Source organism: Saccharothrix variisporea (assembly GCF_003634995.1).
Classification (GTDB): domain Bacteria; phylum Actinomycetota; class Actinomycetes; order Mycobacteriales; family Pseudonocardiaceae; genus Actinosynnema; species Actinosynnema variisporeum.
On the sequence record NZ_RBXR01000001.1, the window covers coordinates 7,635,721 to 7,655,332 of the forward strand.

Genomic DNA, 19,612 nt, shown 5'->3' on the forward strand with positions numbered 1-19,612 from the left:
GCGTGTTTTCTCCGCCTACCGTGAATTCGTGACTCCCGCGCTACGCTCGGCAGCACTCTTGGCCGCCCTCGGCGCGGGGTGGATCGCCGCCTGGCGGCTCGGACTCCGTGAAGTCGACGAATCCTCGGCGTATTCGTTCTTCATCACCGCGTTGTTGGGGTTCGGGCTGTACGCGAGCACCAGCGGGATCGTGATCGAGGAATTCCGCCGCGAGTTGCGCACCGTGGTGGTAGCGGTCACTCTGGGTGTTCTCGCGAAAGTGGTGCTGATCTTCGGCGTGATGTTCCTGGTGTACCGGCAGCCGGAGCACTTGGTGTTCGCGGTGGCCGTGGCGCAGATCGACCCGCTGTCCGTGGCCGCCGTGCGCGCGAAGTCCAAGATGTCCGATTCGGCGAAGGCGTTGCTGGCCGCGTGGGCGTCCTTCGACGACCCGATCACCGTGCTGCTGACCGTGTACATCACGTCCTTCGCGTTGCAGGGCGGGTCGGTCGGCGGCTTCGGCGCCTTCACGGTCAACTTCGGGCTGAACCTGGCGCTGGCCGGCGGGGCGTTCCTGCTGTGGCTCCTGGTGCGCAGGCGGAGGCTCGCCGTGACCGGCCGGGGCGCCAGGTTGGTCGTGCACGCGGTGTCGGCGGTCGTCGTGGTCGTGATCGGGTACGTGGCGGTGAGCTTCTCGCTGCTCCTGGCGTTGGCGCTGATCGGCCTGTTCTTCCGGCCCGACCTCGGGAAGTGGGTGGACGGCCTGGCCGAGGTGGGCATGTTCGCGGCGACGTGCGCGGTCGGGCTGGTGCTGGCGTTCGAGTTCTCGTGGGCGCTGGCCGGCGTCGGCGCGGTGCTCGGGGCGGCGGCGTTCTGCGCGCAGGCGGTGGTGGCCTGGGTGCTCACCCTGCCCCAGCGCTGGCGCGGCGACCGGGTGCGGCTGTCGTTGGGGCAGCAGAACGGGTTGACGGCGATCATCCTCGCGCTGCTGTTGGAACCGACATTCCCGGGCGCGATCGCGGTGGTGGCTCCGGCCGTCGTCATGGTGAACCTGCTGCACGCCCTGACCAACGGCATTTACGACCATTTCCAGCGACCGGTGCCCCGGCCCGCCGTCGTGCGCGGGAACGTGAATGTCGTCAGTGCTCGTGTAGGCCCTTGACGACCGCGCGCTGGACTCGAGGGCTCAAGTTTCGCAATGCGTCGTGCACCCGGTTTCGCCGGGTCGTCTGATTCGCGTCCACGACCAGGCCGCCGGCCCTCGCCGACCACGGCGGCAAGGTGAACAGCGGGTCGAGTTCGAACAGCGGCAGGAATTCCACGATGTCGTCGTAGATTCCGCACAACTGTTCCAAACGGTCTTCCGCGTCCGGGCTGTCGGCTTGCGTCCGGTACCACTCCGACAGGGCCGCGCGGAACGCCAGGACGGCCTTCTGGATGAGGATGGCCTTGGCCGCCGCGTCGGTGAACTCCGGTGTCCGCAGGCGCCGGTGCACGGCCTCCTGGGTCCTCGGTGGGGCGAAGTCGAAAGCCTCGCCGAGCATCAGGTCCACCTGCACGATGCCTTCCACGGCGTCGACGGCGTCGCGGAAGAGGCGTTCCACTTCGCCGGGCAGCCTGCTTTCCGGTGACGTGCGTCCGGGTGCGGCGCTCACGAGCAGGTTGAGTTGTCGCCCGATCGCGCTGAACTGGCGGTCGGAAGACGTTCGGACGCCGTCCACGTGTTCCGCCAGCTGCTCGATGAAACCGTAGATGCCCGCCTGCTGCCGGGAGAGCTGGTCCATCCGCTGCCGCAGCGCGGAAACCGGGTCCTGTTCCGCCCGGAAGCCGGTCGCGCCGACGAGTGCCTTGAAGTCCTCGGCGAAGGAGCGTTCCGAGAACACCAGGGGATCGCGGCCCAGTGGTTCGCGCAGCTGGATGGCCACGCCGTCGGTCAGCACGCCGTTGACCAGCACCACCACCTGGGCGTCCGGCTCGGCCTCGCGCACCGCCGACAGCCTGCGCATCACGCGGGTGACGTCGTCGTTGTCCAGCAGCGAACCCTCCAGCAGGACCGCGCAGCCGCCGTCGTGGTCGGGGAAGGTCACCCAGAACTCGGCCTTGGAGTCCTCGCCGGTGCCCAGCAGGTGGTTGTGCCAGTACTCCCATCCGTTGGCGTCCAGCAGCCGCCGCACGGCGCCGTCCAGGTCGTCGGCGCTCAGGGAGCCGAACAGTTCCCGCGCGGCCTGGCGGACCATGTCGTCGGTGGCGGTCGTGTCCGGGTCGCCGGTCTCCCTGGCGCGGTCGTCGACCAGGCGGAACACGCGGTGGCACAGGCGGACCACGTTGCGGGTGTTGCCGCCGGCCACGTCCCGCAGGTACCGGACCGTCTCCGGGGTGAACGGCGCGAGGCCCCGGCCGCCCTGCGCCCGCACGATGAACTCGCGGACCTGCGCGTGGCTCAGACCGGACATCGTGACGGTGTAGGGGATGCGCTGCCGCACGGCGGGCGGCAGGACGGCCCGGAACTCCGGCAGACCGCACAGCACCAGGCACGCGCCGGCCTTCGCGAACACCTGCAACAACGTCTGGAACGCGGCCATCGTCTGCGCCTGCGGCTGCTTGTCCGCCGAGAAGATCTTGTCCAGCTCGTCCAGCGCCAGCACGAACCGCCGTCGTCGCCCGCCGAACAGCAGGGCGAACACGCCCATCGCCTCCAGCGCCGCGACCTCGGTGTCGATGGGCGTGGTGATGCCGCGCTCCACCAGCACCTGGTCCGGTGCGCCGCCCAGCAGCCACGACCACACCGCGTGCTCGAAACCGGGGCGCAGCAACAAGGTCAGCGCGGTGCCGAAGTCCTTGTTGTTGGTCACCTGGCGCAGCGTGTCCTGCACCTTGCGCAGCAACGCGCTCTCCATCAGGCCCAGCCGTTCCACGACCTCCTGCGGCTCCAGCTGCCTGCTGCCCAGCCAGTCCAGGGTGTCGGCGGTCAACCCGGTGCTCTGCAACGAGTCCGCGACGATGTCGGCGTAGTAGTCGCTGACCTGCGCCCGCACGCCCTCGCGCCCCAGCCGCTGCATGAACCGGCGGTACAGCTCGATGAAGCTGTCCGCGGTCGCCTCCAGGTACAGGGCGCGGGTCGGGTCGTCCAGCACGCGGCGGGCGTGCTGGACCAGGCGCACGGCCAGGTGGGTCTTGCCGGTGCCGTAGTCGCCGAGGACCGCGAACACCGTGCCGGTGTCCGCCGGGCCTTCGAGGTAGGAGTCGAGGTGGGCGACGGCCTGCCGGGTCGCGTCGGTGGCGATGGTGACGTCCGCCGGGTCCAGGTCCTCCTGGAAGTCGTCGGGGATCCGGGCGACCGCCATCGGCGAGAAGGGGTTCTTCCGCGCGGGCGGGAGGTCGTCGCTGCCGCTCATGGCTGCATCCCCAGTCCGTTCAGGTACGCCCTGATGTCGTCCACCGTCACCAAGTCGGTATCGGTGTAGCTTAGTCCGGAAGTGAGCTTCCGCTCGTACGTTCCGTGGAGTATCCGTTGGAGCATGGCGACGGATTGACAGATTTTGCTCAGCAATTCGACCGCCTGATCACTCAGTTGGGGATAGGTTCCCGCGTCGGTGTGACGCAGGAGTCGGTCCTTGGCGAAGCGGAACTGGTCGCCGGCGTCGAGCTTGCCCACCTGGAGGGTGACCGGCGGGACCCACGCCTCCAGTCGCCGCCCGATCTCCGCGAGGTCGTCGGCGCGGAAGAAGGCGGACTCGGCGAAGAACAGCACGCGCGGGCTGCGCAGCTGCCGGGCGTACCGGACCATCTCGTCCAGCAGTTCGTTGGGTGAGGGCAGCAGGACCAGCAGGACGACGTCGTCGAGCAGCAGGTGGGCCAGGCGCGGGAAGATCCGCTGCGGGTTGCTCCGGTCGCTCCGGGTCGCCTCGACCTCGTCGGGCCGCAGCACCCGCGCGTCCACCAGCCGGTCGAAGAGCTGGTCGCACACCTGCTCCAGGCGTTGCTGGATGGACAGCTCCTCGTCCTCGGGCAGGCACCCGGTGAGGTCCACGACGAGGCCGGTCCTGCCGCGCTCGGCCAGTGCCAGCACGGTCCAGTCGGCGCACCGGTTCACCAGCGCGGTCTTGCCGCACCCGGATTCGCCGGTGACCAGCACCAGCCGGCCGTCCTCCAGCACCCCCGACAGGTCGCCGACCTCCTGCTGGTACTTCTGGAACGCGGCCTCGCTACCGTCGACGTCGACGTAGTAGTCGCGGTGGGCGGTGCGTTCCCACGGGCGCAGCGGGCGCATCGGCGTGCGTTCCCAGCCCGGTAAGGGGAAGGGGTTCATCGGCCGGGTCACCGCGGGCCACCCTCGGCGCGCAACAGGACGGCGGCGTCCACCACCCGCCCGCGACCCATGCCCACCCCCCGCGCCTTGCGACCGCTCCAGCCTACCGACGGAGAGTGGCACACCGGGTCGGCTTGCGGAGGCGCGCTACCCGAATGGCCGACAAGGGTTGCTACTTCTCCGACTCCACGGAGTCGCCGGTCACCACGGAGCGGGTGCGTAGTCCTTCAGGAAGCAGCCGTACAGGTCTTCGCCCTGCTCGCCGCGCACGATCGGGTCGTACACCCGGGCCGCGCCGTCGACCAGGTCCAGCGGCGCGTGGAAGCCCTCCGCCGCGAGGCGCAGCTTGGTCGGGTGCGGGCGTTCGTCGGTGATCCAGCCCGTGTCCACCGCGGTCATCAGGATGCCGTCGGTCTCCAGCATCTCCTGCGCGCTGGTGCGGGTCAGCATGTTCAGCGCGGCCTTGGCCATGTTGGTGTGGGGGTGGCCCGGACCCTTGTAGGCGCGGGAGAACTGGCCCTCCATCGCCGACACGTTCACCACGTACTTGCGGCGGGCGGGCGAAGCGGCCATCGCCGCCCGCAAGCGCGAGATGAGGATGAACGGCGCGGTGCTGTTGCACAGCTGGACTTCCAGCAGTTCCACCGGGTCCACCTCCTCCACCCGCTGCACCCAGCTGTTGGAGTGGTGGACGTCGGGCACCAACCCACCGGCGTCGATCTGGGTCGACCCGGCGGTGAGGGCGAGCGCGGTCACCTCGGGCATGGACTCGCTCAGCGATCCGGTCAACGCCACCGGGTGCGCGGAGGACGTGTGGCCGAAGGAGATCAGCTCCGGCAGCGGACCCGACGGCAGCGGCGCGGACTCGGCGGCCACCAGCGGGGCGTAGGCGTCCCGGGACCGGCGCACGGTCTGCGCGGCGTTGTTGATCAGGATGTCCAGCGGGCCGTCGGCGGCCACGGTGTCGGCCAGGCGCACGACCTGGCTCGGGTCGCGCAGGTCGATGCCGACCACGCGCAGCCGGTGCAGCCAGTCGGCGCTGTCCTCCATCGACGCGAACCGGCGCACGGCGTCGTGCGGGAACCGGGTCGTGATGGTGGTGTGCGCTCCGTCGCGCAACAGCCGCAGCGCGATGTACATGCCGATCTTCGCCCGGCCGCCGGTGAGCAGCGCCCGCTTGCCGGTCAGGTCGGCGCGGGCGTCGCGGCGGGAGCGGTTGAGCGCCGCGCACGGCGGGCACAGCTGGTGGTAGAACGCGTCCACCTCGGTGTAGCGCTGCTTGCACGTGTAGCAGGAGCGGGCGCGCAGCAGGGTGCCCGCCTTCTGCCCGGGGTCGGGTTCGGCGAGCAGGATGCCGCGGGTCTCGTCGTCGATGCGGGTCGGCGAGCCGGTGGCGGTGGCCTCGATCACGGCCCGGTCGGCGAGCGTGACGGCGGCGCGCTTGGCGGCCTTGCGGCGCTTGCGGAGGCTCTTCCAGATCCCCGCGGTCGCCCGCCTGATGACCACCGCGTCCGGGTGCTCGGTGTCCAGTTCATCCACCTGGGCGAGGACCCGCAGGGCGATTTCCATCTCGGCGGGGTCGATCTGCACGGCCGAATCCTACCCGTGAAAAAGATTCGTTCCCCTGATGGGTGAAATCCACGTGAGCCGGCGCTAGGGTGCCCGGCATGTCCACAGCGGGTCCGCGGGTGCGCCGACTGGCCCACCCCGACGCCGACGTCCGGGCGCGGGCACTCGGTCTGCCGCGCGGCCGACCGGTCGTGCTGCTGCTCGGCTCGTCCGGCGACCTCGACACCGACCTCGCCGCGTCCCTGCTGCCCGTGCTGCGCTCGCTGCTGGTCGCGGCCGTGCAGCGGGACGCGGCCGTGATCACCGCGGGCGCCGACACCGGGGTCGCGCACCTCACCGGGCTGGCCGCCGAGGCCCTGGAGGGCCGGTGGCCCCGGTTGGTGGGCGTGGCGCCGTCCGGGCGGGTCGCGGCGGAGGACGCCGAGCCCGGACCGGGTGAGCAGCGTCTCAACGCGAACCACGACACGGTCGTGCTGGTGCCCGGCTCGCAGTGGGGCGAGGAGGTGCCCGCGCTGGTCCGGGTGGTGGACGCGGTCGCGGGCCGCCGCCCCGCCCTGGCCGTGCTGGTCGGCGGCGACGCCACCGCCCGCGCGACGCTGGTCGAGCACCTGGGCCGGGACCGGCCGCTGCTGGTGCTGGCCGGGACCGGCGGGCTGGCCGACGACATCGCGCGCGGCGCGCTGGGAGACGACGACCTCGCCGTGCTCACCCGCAGCGGGCAGGTGGCGGTCGTGCACCTGGACGAGGGGCCGGACCGGATCGTCGCCGTGCTGCACCGGGTGCTGGGGTCGCGGGAGTTCGCCGCGCCCGTGCAGCCGGTGCGGGTGTTCCCGCAGCTGCGGTTCCGCGCGCCCGTGCAGCGGCCCGTGGTCGATCCCGGGTACGTGCTGGACTACCCGCTGCTGGCGGACGCGATCCACGACGCCAACCAGGTCGTCGCGCCCGTGCTGCACGAGCAGGAGGTCGCGGCGCTGCGGGAACGCGAGCGGGCGCGGCTGCTGGTCGTGCTGGCGGTGCTGGCCGGGTTCGCGACCGTGGCGTTCGGGGCGTTGCAGGTCTGGCTGCGGGACGTGCCGTGGCCGGGCGTGCTGGTCGCCGTGGCGGGCGCGGGTGCCGCCGTGCTGACCGTGCTGGCCCGGGGCGGCGAGAACCCGGACGCGCGCACCCGCGCCGACCAGCTGCGGGCGCTGTACTTCGACCACCTGGCCGCGCCACCGGCCGCCACCGACGCGGAACGCGAGGAGCGCTCCCGCGAGCTGGCGACCGAGGTGGCCCGCCACCGCCACGAACCGGTGAGCAACGCATGACGACGCCCAGCACCGAGGACGACCCCAAGCCCGAGCCCGCCGCCGTGATGGTGGAAGGCGCCCGGCCCGACGCGCCCTCGGACGTCGCCGAGCAGGTGACCGCACCGACGCCCGCGCCCCGGGAGCCCCTCGCCATCACCCCCGCGGTCCTCGCCGACCACCGCGAGCAGTTCCTGCGCGCCTACCTGCGCCACCGCGTCGGGGACCGCCTGGCCGCCTTCGAGCACGCCCGCACCCGCTACGCCCGGGCCCTGCGCTGGACCACCGCCGGCACCGTCCTGCTCTACACGGGCGCGGCGGCGTTGGGCGCGGTCGCCGTCGCGGACCCCGGGCGGCGGGCGGTGTGGGGCTTCCTGGCCACCGTCGCCGCCGCGCTCGCCATCGCCGTCACCGTCTACGAGTCGGCGTTCTCCTTCCGCGCCCAGGCCCGCCGCTCGGCCGACGCGGTCGCGCTGCTGCACCTGCTCCAGGCCCACGGCGCACCCGAGGGCCAGGACGGCGTGGACGCCTTCCGCACCGAGGTGGAGAGCGTCCTCCGGCACGCCGACTAAGTCCACAAAGGACTATCCGACCGCTCCGGACATCCGGTCCGCCAGGTAGTCCTCGACGTCCTTCTCACCCCGTGCGGTGTAGAGGAACCGCGCCCACGCCTGCTGCTCGTGCACCACGGGCCCCATCTCCCACACGCACATCACAGGGTTGTGCCCACCCCCGCCCACCTGGCGGAACTCGTCACCCGGCCCGCGCACGTACAGCGTCTGCCACAACTCGTTCTCGTTGCGCCAAGTCCACACGGCGAGGAAGTGGTACCCGCCGCTGAGGTGCAGCACCACCCACCCGAGCGCCGCCGGGACCGCTCCCGACTCGACCGCCTCCAGCACGGTCCGGCGCGCCGAAGAACGGTCCTCGTCGGTGATCACCTCGTCGTCGCGCACGACGTCGTACCACTTGAGCCGGCTGCCGGTCACGACCACCCATAGGCCTTTCCAATGGGCGGTTCGGCGCAGAGCCTGTTGCCGGGCCACCGTGTTCATCGTGCGCGAACTCGGGCTGCGCAACGGTGACCCGGAGGTCGTGCGGCGGTTGCGGGACAGCCCTCAGCTGGCCGCCGCCGTGAACTCCGCGGCGGCGGCCAGCTTCGGTGCCCGGGACTGGCCCCGGACGCAGTCCTGGTAAGCCCGCAGCAGCCGGGTGTGCAGCTCCTCGACGTACTCGGCCGCCGCCCCGTCCCGCCGCCACACCAGCATCACCCGGCGGTGCACGGGGCTGCCGACCACGGGTTTCAACACGACGCCGGGCAGTTCCCGCCCGGTGGGGAAGAAGCAGGCGACGGTGTGGCCCGAGCGCACCAGTTCCGCCGCCGTCACCGGGTCGACGCCGAAGTGCACGCACCGCGGGGTGAACCCGGCGGCCTCGCACGCCAGGTGCAGGTTCACCCGTCCGCCGCCGTAGTTCTCGTCCGGGACCGCCCAGTCCTCATCGGCCAGTTCGGACAGCCGAATCTCGCTGCGCCCGGACAACCGGTGCCCCGCCGCGATTCCCACCAGCATGGGTTCGGTCACCAGTGAACGGGACGCGACCTCTTCGGGTATCCGCAGTGGACTCTGCGGGAACTCCACGACCAGGCCGACGTCCAGCTTGCCCGACCGCACCAGGTCCAGCACCGCGTCGCAGCTGCGCTCGACGTGGGTGGTGCGCGGCTGGTTGGGCAGCATGTCCCGCACGACGTCCACCAGCAACGGTGTCGGCGCGCCCGCCACACCACCCAGCCGGACGCCGGCGCCGCCGTTCTGCGCGGCCAGCCTGCGGGCGGTCACCATCAGGTCGTCGAACCGTTCCACCAGGTCACGGGACCTGAGCACGACGTGGCGGCCGAGTTCGGTCAGTTCCACGCCGTCGCTGCGCCGCAGGAAGAGCGGACCCCCGAAGCCGCGTTCGATGCGGCGCAGCTGCGCGGTCAGGCCGGCTTGCGCGATCTTCAGCGAGGAGGCGGCCCGGCTGATGCTGCCCGCCTCCGCCACGGTCAGCACAACGTGGAGGTGTCTGAGCTCCATGTGCACTGACGCAGCCTAGGGCAACCGGATCACGCCGAGCACCGACCGTGCGAGTGTGAACGGCCGTCGACGGGTCGTGGGACCGACGCAACCCGCTGCTCCAACAGGTGCATAACTGGCGAGTTATCGCCAGCTGCCAACTCCCCGCGGGACTCGGGTCTGGACCACCCTCGGCGTGGCTATCGCCGATCCTGGGGAGGTGTGAGCGACATGAGGAAAGCGTTGCGGCTGCGACGCCTTTCCCGTCCGCGCGACGACCGGTACCTCTTCGTCCCGCTCGACCACAGCGTGTCGGACGGCCCGGTGGTGCCGCGCGACCGGTGGCCCGACCTGATCTCCGCGGTCGTCGTCGGCGGCGCCGACGCCATCATCGTCCACAAAGGACGGATCCGCACGATCGACCCGCGGCTGCTCGGCGGGTGCGCGTTGATCGTCCACCTCAGCGCCGGCACCGCGCACATGGCCGACACCAACGCGAAGGTGCTCGTCGGCGAGGTCGAGGAAGCGCTGCGGCTGGGGGCCGACGCGGTCAGCGTGCACGTGAACATCGGCTCGGACACCGAGGAGCGGCAGCTGGCCGACTTCGGGGTGGTCGCCAACGCCTGCGACGCCTGGAACGTGCCGCTGGTGGCCATGGTGTACCCGCGCGGGCCGCGCATCGCCGACACCACCGACCCCGCCCTGCTCGCCCACGTGGTCAACATCGCCGTCGACCTGGGCGCGGACATCGTCAAGACCAACCTCGCGCTGCCGGTGGAGCGCATGGCCGAGGTGGTCGAGAGCTGCCCGATCCCGGTGCTGGTGGCGGGCGGGCCCGCGACTCCTGGCACCGCGGGCGGGCCCGCGACCGGCGGCAGCCTCGTGGACTACGCGCGCGCGTCGATGGCGATGGGCTGCGCGGGCCTGGCGGTGGGGCGGCGGGTGTTCACCTCGCCCCAGCCGATGTCCCTGGTGGCCGAGCTGGCCTCCGTGATCCACGCCGAAGACCCCGCCGAACTGGTGCCGGCCATGTCCGGCGCCCTGTCCTGACCGCGCATCACCCCCTGGAGTCTGGCGTGAAGTTCGCCTGGATCGACCTCCGCACCGTCCCCGAGGCCCACCGCGAGTCCGTGGTCGACGCCGCCCTGCACGCCCGCCTGGCCGGGGTCGTGTCCGACGACCCGGCCGTGCTGGACGCGCTGCCGCCCACGGTCACCCGGGTGCTGGTCGCGCCCGAGCCGGTGGACAGCCCGCACCTGGTCGCCGTCGTCGTCGACGACCAGGACCGGCTGGACCGGCTCACCGCGACCGCGGCGTTCGTGGAGGTCCGCGACGACCGGACGCTCAAGCTCGCGTGCAGCGCGGCCGTGAAGCTTCCGCACACGCTGGTCGCGTTCACCGACCCCACGAAGATCCCGCTGGAGATCGTGATCGCCGCCGCCGACGGCGCGCCCGGCAAGCTGATCACGCAGGTCGCCGACCTGGAGGAGGCCGCGATCGTCCTGGACGTGCTGGAGCACGGCTCGGACGGCGTCCTGCTCGCCCCGCGCGACGCGGCCGACGTGTTCGCCCTGGCCCGGCTGCTGGAGGCCAAGACCCCGCCGCTGACCCTGACCACCCTCACCGTCGACGGCATCGCCCACAACGGCCTGGGCGACCGGGTGTGCGTGGACACCTGCTCGCACTTCCGCGAGGACGAGGGCATCCTGGTCGGTTCGTTCTCGTCGGGGTTCATCCTGTGCTGCAGCGAGACCCACCCGCTGCCGTACATGCCGACCCGGCCGTTCCGGGTCAACGCGGGCGCCCTGCACTCCTACGTGCTCGGCCCGGACAACCGCACCAACTACCTGTCCGAGCTGCGCTCCGGCAGCACCGTGCTGGCCGTGGACTCCGAGGGCCGCACCCGCAAGGTCACCGTCGGGCGGGCGAAGCTCGAGTCCCGTCCCATCCTGACCATCACCGCGCACTCGCCCGAGGGCGTGGAGGTCAGCCTCACCGTGCAGGACGACTGGCACGTCCGGGTGCTCGGCCCCGGCGGGAAGGTCCGCAACGTCACCGAGCTGCAAGCCGGTGACGAGCTGCTCGGCTACATCGCGACCGAGCAGCGGCACGTGGGCATCCCCATCGGCGAGTTCTGCAAGGAGTCCTGACCCGCATGCGCGAGTTCGTCACCGACCTGCTGCGCCGCCACGGCGACGACGTGCCGGTGTTCACCCACGACCACACCGTGACGCACGGGCGGCTGCGGGAGTCCGTGGCCGCCGAGGCGGGGCTGTTCGCCGCGTCCGGGGTGGGGGAGGGCAGCACGGTCGCCGTCCAGGTCCCGCCCAGCTTCACCCAGCTGGAGGTGGTGCTGGCGCTGTGGAGCCTGGGCGCGCGGGTGATCTCCATCGACCACCGCCTCACGCCTCTCGAGGTGGACGTCCTGCGCGACCTGGCCCGACCGCAGTACGTCGTGCGGGCCGCCGGGCGCGGCGACGGCGCGTTCCGCGAGCGCTGCGAGCTGGTCACCGAACGCCGGAGCGACGGCGTGCCCGCGCTGACCCGGCACCGCCTGGTGCAGTTCAGCTCCGGCTCGACCGGCACGCCCAAGGTCGTCGGCCGCAGCACCGAGTCGATCATCCGCGAGGTCATGCGGTTCGGCGCGGCGGAGGGCATGACGCAGCGCGGCGAGAAGCTGTTGCTGCTCAACGCCACCGCGCACAGCTTCGGCCTGATGGGCGGCCTGCTGCACTCGCTGGCGGCGGGCGTGGAACTGGTGTTCGCGGCCCGGCCCACCGCCGACGACATCCTGCGCGCGGCGGCCGTCCACGAGGTGGACTTCGTCACGGGCTTGCCGTTCCACTTCGCCCTGCTGGCCCAGGCCGCCGACCGCAGCGCTTTCCGGACCGTGCGGGCGGCGTTCGCGGGTGGCGAGATGATGCCGCCGGAGGTCGCGGAGGCCTTCGGCCGGGCCTACGGGTTCCCGGTGGGGGAGTGCTTCGGCACCACCGAGACCGGCGCTTTGACCCTGGACGTCACCGGCGCGTCCCGCCCCGCCGTCGGGCGGCCTCTCACCGACACCACCATCCGGGTCCACGACGGCCTGGTGGAGGTCGCGCTGGACGAGTCGCCCTACCTGCGCGACGACGGCTCGGACCGGTACGCGGACGGGTGGTTCCGCACGGGCGACCGCGGCGAGTTCGACGCCCGAGGCGCACTGCGGCTGCTGGGCCGGGCGGACTCGCTGGCCGTGGTGCGGGGCTCGAAGGTCGACCTGACCGAGGTCGAGGCCACTCTCCGTGCCCACCCGGGCGTGACGGAGGCGATCGCCGTGCACGACGGGGTGATCGAAGCGTACGTCGGCACGGAGAGCGACGACCTGTCCTCGCTCGACCTGGCGGGGTGGTGCCGGGACCGCCTGGCGGAGTTCAAGCTCCCGGCCCGCGTCCACGTCCTCCGCGCCCTACCCAGGACGGCCGCCGGCAAGCTGGTCCGCAACCCGAAGGCCCTTGCCGCCGCGCGGTGAGGCAGGTGCCTGTGGCAGGGTGATCCGCGTGGAACGAGTAGTGCTGCTGGACGAGTCCGGTACGAGCATCGGCGTCGCCGACAAGGCCGAGGTCCACCACGCGGACACCCCGCTGCACCTGGCGTTCTCCAGCTACCTGTTCGACGGTGACGGCCGCCTGCTGCTGACCCGCCGGGCACTGCACAAGAAGACGTGGCCCGGGGTGTGGACCAACTCGTGCTGCGGCCACCCCGCACCCGGCGAGGACGCCGCTACCGCTGTCACCCGCCGGCTGTCCGAGGAGTTGGGCGTCTCGGGCGTCGCCCTGGACTTGGTGCTGCCGCGTTTCCGGTACCGGGCCGTGATGGAGAACGGCGTGGTGGAGAACGAGATCTGCCCGGTGTTCCGCGGGCGGCTCGACCGCGATCCGGTGGTGAACGAGGACGAGGTGGACTCGTTCGAGTGGGTGCCGTGGGGCGACTTCGCGCACGCGGTGCTGGCAGGCGTGCGCCCGATCTCGCCGTGGTGCTTGTTGCAGGTCGAGGAACTGGTCAAACTGGGCGACAACCCGTGGACCTGGCCCACCGCCCCGCTGTCCGACCTCCCACCCGCCGCCCGCCCGTAACCTAGGGCGATGTCCCGCAAGCCCGCCCTCACCTTCGCCGGGGCGCTCCGCATCCTCGGCAAGCACGAGTCCGAGACGGTCGGCAAGCTCGACAAGGTGCTTGGCGGCACCATCCTCGCCGCAGGCGCCGCGGCGGCGATCGGCAGTTCAGCGTTCGTGCCTGCGGCGCTGCTGGCCGCGGTGTGGGGCTGGGTCGACCAGAAGAACGAGGCCACCGGCCTGCTGCGGGGCTTGGTCGGGAAGCTGTCGGACCGATTAGCCGGCACCAGGGGCGTGGCCCGCCGCGACCTGATCATCGCCGCGCACAGCACCATCGTGGGGGCCGCGTTCTTCGAAGTGCTGGAGGAACGCTTCGGCCGTAGAGGGATGCGAAAGCTGGCCCTCACCGCCGAGGAACAGCGGTTGCTGACCGTGGGCACGCGAAAAGACGCCACTCGGGACTATTACGACAGCCTCTACTGGTCGACGATCCCGGCCCCGTCGCCATCGCGCGGGTACGCGGAGAACCTGTCCCACATCGCTCAGTGGGTCGAGCGGACGATAGAGGAGACGCGCGGCTTCCTCAGAGGTCTCGCCCCCGGCACGCCCGTCGGAATGGTGTTCGGTGCGGACTTCCTCGACCAGGTCGTGAGCCGGTACGAGTCGCACTACCTGGCGCTGGCGGAGAAGGCCCCCGAGTTCGCGTTCTGGGCGGCGCTCGGCGAACACGCCGCCACCAGGCACCGCTTCGAAGAGCTCAACGCCGAAGTGCGAGCCGCTCTGGAGACGCAGGGACGAGCTCTGGACCGCGTTCAGACCCTGCTCGGCCTCGTCTCCGACCGCGGCGCCGACATCGGCCGACAGCGCGAAGGCCTGCGCAGCGCGAACGCGGGCGTGCTCGGCCAGCCCATCGTGCCGAGCGACACCGAGCGCTACGACACGGACGTCAGGTTCCCGACCATCGAACGGGCTTTCGTCACCCCGCACTACCGAATGGCGTTCCACGACAAGAACAGTCGTCCCGCGGACGAGGGCTGGTGGTCGGACCGGCCGGTCGAGCGGGACTTGGAGCTGATGCTCGCCGCGCACTTCACCTCGGCCGACTCGACGTCCGTGCCGATGCTGCTGCTGGGTCACCCCGGCGCGGGCAAGTCGATTCTCACGAAGGTCTTGGCGGCCCGACTGCCACCTGAGGAGTACACCGTCGTCCGCGTGCCGCTGCGCAGCGTGTCGGCCGGCGCGCCGATCGCCGACCAGCTCCAGCAGGCCTTGGACCTCGCCAGCAACAACCGGTTGCAGTGGCAGGCGCTGTCCGACCAGGCCGACACCATCCTGGTGGTCCTGCTCGACGGCCTGGACGAGTTGTTGCAAGCCTCCGGCTTCGACCGCAGCGGCTACCTGCGGGAGGTCATGGAGTTCCAGCGGATCGAGGGCGAGCAGAACCGGCCGGTGGCGGTCGTCGTGACGTCCCGGACCGTGGTGGCCGACCGGGTGGACGTACCGGACGGCGCGACCATGATCAAACTGGACGAGTTCGACGACGTCCAGGTCACGGTTTGGCTGGCCGAATGGCGCACCACGAACCTACCGGCGATCCGGTCGGGGGCTGTCCGCGAACTGACCCCCGCCGAGGCACTCCACCAGGCCGACCTGGCCAAACAACCCCTGCTGCTGCTCATGCTGGCGCTCTACGCCGCCGACTCCGACTCGCCGCCGCTCGACGCCGGCCTGTCGAAGTCAGCCCTCTACCAGCGCATCTTCGACAGCTTCGCCCGGCGCGAGGTGCGCAAGCGGGGCCGGCTGCGCCCAGAGGACCTGAACCGCCGCGTGTCCGACCAGGTGTTCCGCCTCGCGGTCGCGGCCCTGGCCATGTTCAACCGCGGTGCGCAAAGCGTGCGGGAAACCGACCTGCGCTCCGACCTCGCGGCCCTCACCGGACAGGACAACCTCCCCGACGACGAGGGTGCCCGGCTGCTCGGCGAGTTCTTCTTCGTCCACGCACCGGAAGCGACCCTTCGGACGACGGAACGCGCCTACGAGTTCCTGCACGCCACCTTCGGCGAATACCTGGTCGCCCAGCACGTCATGAACGAGTTGGCCGCCCTGGCCAACGCCGCCTACGGTGGCCGCTACCGCGACCGCGCCCCCAACGACGAGGTGCTGTTCGCCCTCCTCTCGCACCACGCCTGGGCCGCACGACCGACGATCGGTGACTTCGCCAAGGAAATCTTCGCCGCGATGCCACCGGACGAGCAGGACCACATCCGCCGCGCACTGGTGGACCTGCTCGGCTCGTTCCGGCAGCGCAGGCGCTCAACGGAGTACGACACCTACCGCCCGACACCGCTCGACTTCGTCCGGCAGCTCGCGGCCTACTCGGCCAACCTGACCACGCTGTCGATCCGGTTCAGCGACCCCGAAACCGGGTTCCCGCTGGTAGGCGCGTTCGGCGACGACGAAGCCGAAGCCCTGACGAACTGGCGGTCCACGCTGTCGCTGTGGCAGTCCGGCCTGGACCACGACAGCTGGCTGGCGCTGTTGTCCTCGTTGAACCTCCAGGGCGGCACCACCCTGGTCGACCGCACACCGGAGTTCTTCTCCTTCGAAATCCGCGGCGCGGAGGAGTACTGGACCGCACGAGTTCGGGGAGACGACGTGCACGCTTCTCGCGTCCGCCGAGGGATGGCCCTGGTCGATCGATCGGAGTTCTACAACCAAGGGCCGGGCTGGGCGGACGAGATGCTCCCGACGCTGCAAGCGCTGGTGTTCTTCGGCGACGACGACGGAGGACCCGCGGATTTCATCGTCGACCCACCGGAGAACACGCACCGCACGGACCTCACGTCCGTCGGCAACGCGCTGACCGTCCTGTTGTGCCAGCGTGCCGGCGTGCTGTCAAAGGAATTCGTCGTCAGGGCGGTGCAGAGTCTCGCCAACTACCCGGCCCCCACCGTGCTCAGTCCGGCGACCGTGCTGATCATCGCGTACGTACACCCCGAAGCGTTGCTGCACACCCCGAACCTCCACGACCCGCGCTTCTACGCGGCTGAGCGTGTCGCGCTCCACGTGGTCATGGACCACGGCAAGCACATTCTCGATCCCGAGTTGCAGTCGCAGTGGGAGGAGCTGCGAGCCCGACTCCTCGGGAAGGACGTTCCTGAGCGGTACCCCTCCGACCCGATGGGCGAGTTGTTCAGCCGGTGGTGAGTCGCTGAGAGAGCGCTCTCTCCGGCTGCGAGTCCCGGTCGTACCGGAACCTCCCACTTTCCTTGACTGATCCAGAACCACCGCCCTACTTTGCCGGTGAGAGCGCTCTCTCGCCCTGTCTCGCTCCACGCCTACGAAAGGGGAGTCGTGATCCCCACCATTCGCCGATGGCGTCGACTGGTCACCGCCCTCGCCGTCCTCGGACTCGCCGCGACCACCGCCTCCATCACCGCACCCGCCGCCACCGCCGCCCCCGAACTGCTGTCCCAGAACCGTCCCGTCGCCGCGTCCTCCACCGAGAACGGCGGTACCCCTGCCACCGCCGCCGTGGACGGCAACACGGGCACACGGTGGTCCAGTGCCGCCGCCGACCCGCAGTGGATCAGCGTGGACCTGGGCAGTTCCGCCGCCGTCAGCCAAGTGGTCCTGAACTGGGAGACCGCCTACGCGCAGTCCTTCCAGCTCCAGACCTCCGCGGACGGCACCAACTGGCAAACGATCAGCACCCACTCCGGCACGCCCGGCACCCAGACGATCACCACCTCCACCACCACCCGCTACCTGCGCCTCTACGCCACCGCCCGCGCCACCCAGTGGGGCGTCTCGCTGTGGGAGTTCCAGGTCTTCGGCGTCCGCAACCCGACCAACGTCGTCCGCGTGGCCGAGTTCCTCGCCGACTGCCCCTTCAGCCACCGCCTCCCGGACGACCCGATCGTCTTCCCGAGCCTGCCCGGCGCCTCGCACATGCACAGCTTCTTCGGCAACCGCACCACCAACGCCCGCAGCGACGTCAACTCCCTGCTCGCGGGCACCAGCAACTGCAACCCCGGTGTGGACCTGTCCTCCTACTGGGTCCCGACCCTCTACGCCGACGGCCAGCCGGTCGAGCCCACCATCACGACCTTCTACTACCTGGGCGAAGGCGTCCGGGACGACGTGATCGCCCGCATCCAGCCCTTCCCGCTGGGCCTGCGGATCGTCGCCGGCAACGCCAAGGCCACCGCGCCGGACGCCTCCACCATCTCGCGCTGGTCCTGCCTGCACGCCGGCCACGTGGGCGCGTCCAAGGACTTCGTCAACTGTCCACAAGGGACCATGCTGGAGTCCTACCTGGACTTCCCGCAGTGCTGGAACGGCCGCGACCTCGACTCGGCGGACCACAAGAGCCACATGGCCTACCCGGTCAACGCCGACTGCCCGGCCACCCACCCGGTCCCGGTCCCGAAGCTCCGGCAGGTCCTGCGCTACCCGGTCAGCGGTGACCCGGCCCGGTTCCGCCTGTCCTCCGGACCCGGGTACACCATGCACGGCGACTTCTTCAACGCCTGGCCGGAAGCCGAGCTCGCCCGCCGGGTCCGGGACTGCATCAACCCGATCATCAAGTGCGGTGCGGACGGCCGGCCATGACCAAGTCCGTGACCAGGCTCCTCGCCGCGATCACCACCCTCGCGGCCCTCGTCATCGCGCCGCAGCAAGCGCAAGCCGAGTGCGGGACGGCAGGAGCCGTCACCGCCACCGCCTCCTCCGTGGAGACCGGCTCGCCGTTCGTCGCGGCCAACGCGGTGGACGGCAACCCGGGCACCCGCTGGTCCAGCGCGTTCAGCGACCCGCAGTGGCTGCAAGTGGACCTGGGCTCCGCCAAGACGATCTGCGGCGCCACCCTCACCTGGGAAGCCGCCTACGCCACGGCGTTCCGCATCCAGACCTCCACCGACGCCACCACCTGGACCGACGTCTACGCCACCACCACCGGCACCGGCGGCACGCAGGACCTGACCCTCACCGGCTCCGGCCGTTACGTCCGCCTCTACGCCACCGCCCGCGCCACCCAGTGGGGCGTGTCGCTGTGGGAGTTCGCGGTCCGCACCGGCACGCCCACCACCACCGAAACCCTGTTGTCCTACAACAAGCCCGCCACCGCGTCCTCCTTCCAGGACGACGGCGCCTGCCCGGCCTGCACCCCCGCCAAGGCGCTGGACTTCAACCCGGCCACCCGGTGGGCCACCAGCGCCACCACCGGCTGGGTGGACCCGGGCTGGATCGCGGTGGACCTCGGCGCACCCGCGCAGATCAGCAAGGTCGTCCTGCAATGGGATCCCGCGTACGCCAAGGGTTTCCGCATCGAAACCTCACCGGACGGCACCAACTGGACCCCGATCTACACCACGACCACCGGCACGGGCTTCAAGCAGACCATCCCCGTGACCGGCACCGGCAGGCACGTCCGCGTCACCCTCACCGCCCGCAGCGGCCCGTACGGCTACAGCCTGTGGGAGTTCCAGGTCTACGGCACCGGCGGCAACCCGACCCCGCCGCCACCGCAGGCCCCCGACCCGGGCAACCCGCTGCGCCTGGTGTGGAGCGACGAGTTCAACACCCCGGCCGGCACCAAGCCGGACCCGGCGAAGTGGCGGCCCGAGGTGGGCACCGGCCAAAACGCGGAACTCCAGTACTACACCAACAACAACAACGCGTTCACCGACGGCGCGGGCAACATGGTGCTGGAGGCCCGCCGCGAGGTCACGCCAGGCTCGGCCTGCCCGGTCGACCCGGTCAGCGGCAGCGGGACGTGCCAGTACACCTCGGCCCGGATCATCACCGAGGGCCGGGCGTCCTGGACCTACGGCCGGATCGAGGCGAACATCAAGGTGTCCGGCACCAAGGGCCTGTGGCCCGCGTTCTGGATGCTCGGCAACGACATCTTCAAGGGCACCCCGTGGCCGGGCAGCGGCGAGATCGACATCATGGAACACCTCGGCCGCGAACCGAACACCGCCTACCAGACCATCCACGGCCCGGCGTACTTCGGCGGCGGCGGCATCGGCGCACCGCGGGACATCGGGCAGGACTACGCGAACGCGTTCCACCTGTTCCGGGTCGACTGGAACAGCAAGGGGATCACGTTCAGCATCGACGGTGTGACGGTGCTCTCCATCGACAAGGCCACCGTCGAGGCCACGCGCGGCCCGTGGGTGTTCGACAAGCCCTTCTTCACCCTGCTCAACAACGCGGTGGGCGGTGACTGGCCCGGACCGCCGGACGCCACCACCGTGTTCCCGCAGCGGATGCTGGTCGACTACGTGCGGGTGTACCAGTGATGTGAAACGCGGGGCACCG

At 71.0% G+C, this 19,612-nt stretch carries 15 protein-coding genes; 10 read left to right on the plus strand and 5 right to left on the minus strand.

The window, feature by feature from the left end:
- Positions 1-28 precede the first annotated feature (28 nt).
- Positions 29-1,141 (plus strand): hypothetical protein, encoded by a 1,113-nt coding sequence (locus DFJ66_RS34925; protein ID WP_147459438.1) that lies wholly within the window; start codon positions 29-31, stop codon positions 1,139-1,141.
- Here DFJ66_RS34925 and DFJ66_RS34930 read toward each other — a convergent pair.
- From DFJ66_RS34930 to DFJ66_RS34940, 3 genes are all read right to left on the minus strand, one after another.
- Positions 1,119-3,374 carry a hypothetical protein gene (locus DFJ66_RS34930; RefSeq protein WP_121227754.1) on the minus strand — a complete coding sequence of 752 codons (2,256 nt, stop codon included), beginning with the start codon at positions 3,372-3,374 and terminating at the stop codon, positions 1,119-1,121. The genes DFJ66_RS34925 and DFJ66_RS34930 overlap by 23 nt on opposite strands.
- Positions 3,371-4,300 (minus strand): ATP-binding protein, encoded by a 930-nt coding sequence (locus tag DFJ66_RS34935; protein ID WP_121227756.1) that lies wholly within the window; start codon positions 4,298-4,300, stop codon positions 3,371-3,373. Before DFJ66_RS34935 ends, DFJ66_RS34930 begins: the two co-directional genes overlap by 4 nt.
- Before the next feature lie 189 nt (positions 4,301-4,489).
- Positions 4,490-5,878 (minus strand): SDR family oxidoreductase, encoded by a 1,389-nt coding sequence (locus DFJ66_RS34940; RefSeq protein WP_246030024.1) that lies wholly within the window; start codon positions 5,876-5,878, stop codon positions 4,490-4,492.
- Between the two features lie 77 nt (positions 5,879-5,955).
- Between DFJ66_RS34940 and DFJ66_RS34945 the strand changes: the two genes are divergently transcribed.
- Entirely contained in the window at positions 5,956-7,164 is a 1,209-nt protein-coding gene (locus DFJ66_RS34945) for a hypothetical protein (RefSeq protein WP_121227758.1), read from the plus strand.
- Entirely contained in the window at positions 7,161-7,715 is a 555-nt protein-coding gene (locus tag DFJ66_RS34950; RefSeq protein WP_121227760.1) for a hypothetical protein, read from the plus strand. The genes DFJ66_RS34945 and DFJ66_RS34950 overlap by 4 nt, the downstream gene beginning before the upstream one ends.
- Positions 7,716-7,727: 12 nt before the next feature.
- Here the strand turns inward: DFJ66_RS34950 and DFJ66_RS34955 are convergent, their stop codons facing one another.
- Both DFJ66_RS34955 and DFJ66_RS34960 read right to left on the minus strand, forming a co-directional pair.
- Complete coding sequence (locus DFJ66_RS34955) at positions 7,728-8,132, minus strand: hypothetical protein (protein WP_147459439.1); 405 nt, start codon at positions 8,130-8,132, stop codon at positions 7,728-7,730.
- A 129-nt stretch (positions 8,133-8,261) separates the two neighbouring features.
- Positions 8,262-9,218, minus strand: a complete 957-nt coding sequence (locus DFJ66_RS34960; RefSeq protein WP_121227764.1) for a LysR family transcriptional regulator — start codon at positions 9,216-9,218, stop codon at positions 8,262-8,264.
- A 210-nt stretch (positions 9,219-9,428) separates the two neighbouring features.
- Here DFJ66_RS34960 and DFJ66_RS34965 point away from each other — a divergent pair, with 210 nt between their 5' ends.
- The 7 genes from DFJ66_RS34965 to DFJ66_RS34995 all read left to right on the plus strand — a co-directional run bounded on the left by DFJ66_RS34965 (position 9,429) and on the right by DFJ66_RS34995 (position 19,593).
- Positions 9,429-10,247: a 2-amino-3,7-dideoxy-D-threo-hept-6-ulosonate synthase gene (locus tag DFJ66_RS34965; RefSeq protein WP_121227766.1), complete on the plus strand. Its 819-nt coding sequence runs from the start codon at positions 9,429-9,431 to the stop codon at positions 10,245-10,247.
- A gap of 26 nt (positions 10,248-10,273) precedes the next feature.
- The gene (locus DFJ66_RS34970) at positions 10,274-11,347 is read left to right on the plus strand and encodes a 3-dehydroquinate synthase II family protein (protein WP_121227768.1); all 1,074 of its coding nucleotides are present in this window, start codon (positions 10,274-10,276) and stop codon (positions 11,345-11,347) included.
- 5 nt (positions 11,348-11,352) lie between these two features.
- On the plus strand, positions 11,353-12,705 hold the full coding sequence (locus tag DFJ66_RS34975) for a class I adenylate-forming enzyme family protein (protein WP_121227770.1): 1,353 nt from the start codon (positions 11,353-11,355) through the stop codon (positions 12,703-12,705).
- Positions 12,706-12,733: 28 nt separating this feature from the next.
- Positions 12,734-13,309 (plus strand): isopentenyl-diphosphate Delta-isomerase, encoded by a 576-nt coding sequence (gene idi / locus DFJ66_RS34980; RefSeq protein WP_121232186.1) that lies wholly within the window; start codon positions 12,734-12,736, stop codon positions 13,307-13,309.
- A 9-nt stretch (positions 13,310-13,318) separates the two neighbouring features.
- Entirely contained in the window at positions 13,319-16,495 is a 3,177-nt protein-coding gene (locus DFJ66_RS34985; RefSeq protein ID WP_121227772.1) for an NACHT domain-containing protein, read from the plus strand.
- Between the two features lie 147 nt (positions 16,496-16,642).
- Positions 16,643-17,902 carry a DUF1996 domain-containing protein gene (locus DFJ66_RS34990; RefSeq protein ID WP_211351411.1) on the plus strand — a complete coding sequence of 420 codons (1,260 nt, stop codon included), beginning with the start codon at positions 16,643-16,645 and terminating at the stop codon, positions 17,900-17,902.
- Positions 17,899-19,593, plus strand: coding sequence for a discoidin domain-containing protein (locus tag DFJ66_RS34995; protein WP_121232190.1), 1,695 nt, complete (start codon positions 17,899-17,901; stop codon positions 19,591-19,593). Before DFJ66_RS34990 ends, DFJ66_RS34995 begins: the two co-directional genes overlap by 4 nt.
- The last annotated feature ends 19 nt before the right edge of the window (positions 19,594-19,612 follow it).